The 4,196-nt window shown below is 73.5% G+C and carries 5 protein-coding genes; 2 read left to right on the forward strand and 3 right to left on the reverse strand.

Annotated elements, in window-relative coordinates; all coding sequences use genetic code 11:
- Positions 1-940, forward strand: a 940-nt coding sequence (locus CCN51_RS55515) for a hypothetical protein (protein ID WP_211303336.1), incomplete at its 5' end; no start/stop codon positions are given.
- Between the two features lie 294 nt (positions 941-1,234).
- Here CCN51_RS55515 and CCN51_RS50085 read toward each other — a convergent pair.
- The 3 genes from CCN51_RS50085 to CCN51_RS50095 form a co-directional block, all read right to left on the reverse strand.
- A complete protein-coding gene (locus tag CCN51_RS50085) occupies positions 1,235-2,029 on the reverse strand; it encodes a hypothetical protein (RefSeq protein WP_014174302.1) in 795 nt (264 codons plus the stop codon).
- A gap of 129 nt (positions 2,030-2,158) precedes the next feature.
- The gene (locus tag CCN51_RS50090; protein ID WP_014174301.1) at positions 2,159-2,695 is read right to left on the reverse strand and encodes a PadR family transcriptional regulator; all 537 of its coding nucleotides are present in this window, start codon (positions 2,693-2,695) and stop codon (positions 2,159-2,161) included.
- Between the two features lie 73 nt (positions 2,696-2,768).
- Positions 2,769-3,386: a class I SAM-dependent methyltransferase gene (locus tag CCN51_RS50095; protein ID WP_014174300.1), complete on the reverse strand. Its 618-nt coding sequence runs from the start codon at positions 3,384-3,386 to the stop codon at positions 2,769-2,771.
- A gap of 209 nt (positions 3,387-3,595) precedes the next feature.
- Between CCN51_RS50095 and CCN51_RS50100 the strand changes: the two genes are divergently transcribed.
- Complete coding sequence (locus tag CCN51_RS50100) at positions 3,596-4,030, forward strand: roadblock/LC7 domain-containing protein (protein WP_014174299.1); 435 nt, start codon at positions 3,596-3,598, stop codon at positions 4,028-4,030.
- The last annotated feature ends 166 nt before the right edge of the window (positions 4,031-4,196 follow it).

Consider the following 4,196-nt stretch of genomic DNA (forward strand, 5'->3'; position numbering starts at 1 on the left):
GCTCGTACGCCCGCTCCTCGCCCGCATCGGCGCGCCGGGCGTGGCCGACCGGTTGACGGAGCAGCTGCACGAGCCCGCCGTCCGCGAGGCCGTGATCGTGAGCGATCCGGAAGCGGCGGGGATCCATGCTCGCTCGGCGTACGAGTCCTTCCTCGCCGACGTGGTCCGTGCGGGGGACGACGAGGCGGCCCGGGCCGCCTGCGCCGTGCTGCCGCACTGCATGGTGGCCGGGGCGACCGGAACGTTCGAGGAAGGGATCGGCGCGCTGACGGCGGCCGCCGTCGACACGAACCGGTCATCAAAAGTGTGGCGCGCCGCGGTGGACGCGCTCGGGCGCGTCCCCGGCGACGAAGGGGCCGCCCCCCTGCGCGGCGTGCTCAAGACCTTGGTCGCCCGGACACGCGCCGACACCGACACCGATGGGGGGAGCCGACAAGGCGAACGCGCAGACGCGCTGCGGCGGCTCGCCGGGTGCGGGTCCGCCGTCATCAACCGACTCGCCCAAGAGTCGGCCGGTGAACTCTCGGATGGCGACGCCGTGGTGGACGCGCTTCTGGCCGCCGGGCTGCGCCGCGAGGCCACCGGCGCCTTGCTGAGAGTGGCCTGTGCCGCGCTGCGCGCGGGCGACCCCGGCCTCGGCCGCTGGGAGCGCTGTCTCTCGCTGGTCCGGGAACGGCCGGACCGCCTGCGCTTCGACGACTACGTCGCATTCGATCACGACGACGAGCATGTGCGGGCGGCGATGCTCACCGTCGTCGGCGTGTTGCGCAAGCGCGGCGATGCGGTGGGTGGGCTGACGGCGCTCGCCTTGGTGAAGGGGATGGGCGGCAGGAGCGGCTGGCCGGACCTGTGGCGGGCGGAGATCGACAAGATGTGTGGACACCCCGACCCGGACACGGCCGAGGCGGCCCTCCTCGTCGACCCGCACCGCCGCTGGTGACGCGAGAGGGGGCAACGGTCCGCGATCGGGGCGATCCGTGTGTCGGAGTCTCATCCACGCACCGGAGGCGGCGATTCGCGCGCTGGGCGGGGACCGCCGCCCCACAGACCGAGGCGGCGGCCCCCGCCGGTGATCAACGCCGTAGCCCACCGCGGCGACCCCGGTCGGTGGCCATTGCAGTCCCCGCAGTGCTACTCGCAACCGCACCCGAAGCAGCACCCCGGCCAGCGGCGCGGCGGTGTCCCGGCTGGCGGCGCGGCGCCGCAGCCAGCGGGCCCCGGACCCGACGCCGCCTCAGCCAGGCCGTACGGCCAGCCGGTCCAGTGCCGTCAGCAGGCCCGGCAGCTCCGGGCCGCGGCCGACCGGCAGCACCTCGCCCGGCGCATCGTCCATCAGCACGAACGCGATGTCATCCGTACGGGCCACGAGGCTCCAGCCGGGTCCGTCGGCCCGCAGGGTCCGCGCGTCGCCTGAGGCGAAGGCGGAGCGGACGCGGCCGAGCGGCGGGGGCGCGTCCAGGTATCCGCGCGCCTCCTCCAGTACGCGTCGCACACCCCCGTGCGGCTTCTCGCCGGGAGACACGAACGTGACGTCGCTGTCGACCTGTTCGCGCCACAGCGCCCACTGCAGCGCGATCTCGTCCGCGCCCAGCCGCCGCTGCGCCGGGCCCCACCGCTCGGTGTCCGGCGGGGCGAGCGGCGACGTGGCCGCCTCCCCGCCCTCCGGGCCGGGTTCGGGGTCGTGCGGCGCGGGGACGCCCGGCGCGGCGACGGCCACCGCGAGCGGCCAGCCGGGGAGGGAGACGACCACCGTGCGCTCGTCGATGGCCAGGTCGTATTCCATCCCGCAGTCCCACGCGGCGACGGCGCAGGCGACCAGTGACGCGTCGTCGGTGACGACGGTCCACCGGGCGCCGTCGCCGTCCTGGCCCATCACCAGGCCGTACCCGGCCTCGTACGGCTTGAGGCCGAGCGCGGTGCAGGCCTCGGGATAGTCGTCGCCCAGCACGCTCGGGAACTGCGCGGGCGTCAGCACCACCGCGGTGAGCACATACAGCGCGTCGTCGTCCGACTCCTCACTGGCGGGCACGGCAGCCTCCTCTTTTGCGGTACCGGAATCCGGGGCCAATGCGTCGTGCGGCGCACCTTAACCAGCCAGTAGCCACAGCGTCGAGACTTTGTGCGCGGATGCGGACCGGGCCTGTCGGCCGCCCGGCCGTCAGGCGCCGCCGGTCGCCCGCAGCGAGTCCAGGGTGCGGCGCAGCCAGGACTGTTCGGCCTGGTTGGTGGCGCGGGCGATGGTGAGGATGCCGCGCCGGAAGGGATCCTCGATCTCCTCGGCGCGCAGCGGCCGGTCGTCGTCGTAGAAAAAGCTGGTGGGTTGCCGCAGAAACGCGAGCCGGCGCTCGAGCACTCTGGCCTGGGTCGCCGGGTCCTTCAGGTGTCGTAGAAACGCGAGCACGGTGAACCAGCGGTTCTCGTCGGTGATATCGGCCTGTGCCGGTTCCGCGAGGCGGCAACGGAGCTCGGCTCGGCCCTCGGCGGTCAGGGTCAGCACGTGCCGTGGCGCGGCACCCGTGCCCGGCTGGGTCTCGCGGGCCAGCAGCCCGGCCATCTCCAGACGCTTGATCGCCGGGTACAGCGTGCTTTCGGCCACGGGTTTGGCGTGCCCGGTCAGCGCGGCGATTCGCTTGCGCAGCTCATAGCCGTGCAGCGGCGTGTCGCAGAGGAAGCCCAGGATGGCGAGTTCCAGCATGTGCGCATTGTTCCGCACGGACGCTGTATCTCGACCGCGTGATACATCGGCGGCGATGCATGTTTCTGCCGGCTCAGCTCTGACGGACCGCGAGGGCCAGGAAGCGCGTGTCCCGGTCCGTGTACGACGTCAGCAGCCAGCCCGAACGGGCCAGCAGCGGGCGCAGGTTGGGCTCGGCCCGCAGATCGTCGGGGGTGATCGGGCGGCCCTTCCGGGCGGCGAGCGCAGCCCGTCCCACGGGGTGGAACAGCGCGAGCCGGCCCTGGGGGCGCACCACCCGGGCCAGCTCCCGCAGTCCGGCCTCGGGGTCGGGAAGGTGGGAGATCAGCCCGGCGCCGAACACCGCGTCCAGACAGCCGTCGTGCAGCGGCAGCCTGGTGACGTCGGCGAGGGCGAGCGCCGCCTCCCGGTGCCGGTCGGCACGTATGGCGGCCAACAGCATCGCGGGCGTGGCGTCGGCGCCGAGGACCGTTCCGGTGGGGCCGACGGCGGCGCGTAGTGCGGGCAGGGCGCGGCCGGTACCGCAGCCGGCGTCGAGCACCGCATCCCCGGGGCGCAGGCCGAGGTCGGCGACGGCGGCGGCGTAGGCGGGGCCGTCGTCGGGGAAGCGAGTGTCCCAGTCGGCGGCCCGTGGGGTGAAAAAGTCCCGGACCTCGGCCAGGCGATCGGCGGGGGTGTGCTGGTGGTTCATATGACTCCTCGGGCGGGCCGGAACTGAAGGTAGCTGAGGGGAACCCCCTGAGCGAGAACCTGGATAGTGTGCATGTTTGGGCATCGGCCGATCGTTCTGTCATCTGTCCCTGTCAAATTCCAGCATCTTCCGAATGCGCCCCCTGCGCGCGCCCCCTCCCGGCTAGCGTCCGTGGGCCATGGGACAGCTCCCGGCAGAAGGAGAGGGCCATGACCGAGCATCGCAGAATCGCCGCCCGCTTCCCGGACGGCCTCGACTGCCTTCTGGACGATCTGGTGGTCCGCGTCGGGGACGTACGACACGCCGTCGTGCTGTCCGGTGACGGAGCGACGGTGAGCGCTTCCCGCGGGCTCAATCGCCGTGACGCCGAGCAGTTGGCCGCCGTCGCCTCAGGCTTCCACGGCCTCGCCGTCGGTGCGGCGCGCCGACGGATGCGCGGTGCGGCGCGCCAGACCATGGTGGCGATGGAAGCCGGCAACCTGTTCGTCGTGGCGGCGGGCGAGGGCTCGTACCTGGCCGTCCTGAGCGCGGCCACCGCCGACCCGGCGCTGATCGCCTCCGAGACGGCCCGCCTCGTCGAGCGGGTCGAGGAGCATCTGCGCGCCCACCCACACCTCCCGGAGGCCCCAGCCGCCCCCGCCTGACCGAGGCCCACGACAGCCCCGTCGGCCGGACGGCCCAGCGGGGTGCTGCCGCTCGTGACATCCGTGACGCCCGTGAACCTCGTGAAGGCCGCGCGCGGCTGAGGGCGGCCCGCCGCTTGGCCGCCCCCCGTTCGGGTACTCGACTGCTCATGGCTGGAATCGAGCT

It is taken from the genome of Streptomyces milbemycinicus (assembly GCF_002154605.1).
GTDB classification, from domain to species: Bacteria; Actinomycetota; Actinomycetes; order Streptomycetales; family Streptomycetaceae; genus Streptomyces; species Streptomyces milbemycinicus.

Excerpts from the sequence above, each read along its gene's own strand:
- CCN51_RS50100 (WP_014174299.1), top strand. The coding sequence starts at position 3,596 with ATGACCGAGCATCGCAGAATCGCCGCCCGCTTCCCGGACGGCCTCGAC.
- CCN51_RS50095 (WP_014174300.1), bottom strand. The coding sequence starts at position 3,386 with ATGAACCACCAGCACACCCCCGCCGATCGCCTGGCCGAGGTCCGGGAC.
- CCN51_RS50090 (WP_014174301.1), bottom strand. The coding sequence starts at position 2,695 with ATGCTGGAACTCGCCATCCTGGGCTTCCTCTGCGACACGCCGCTGCAC.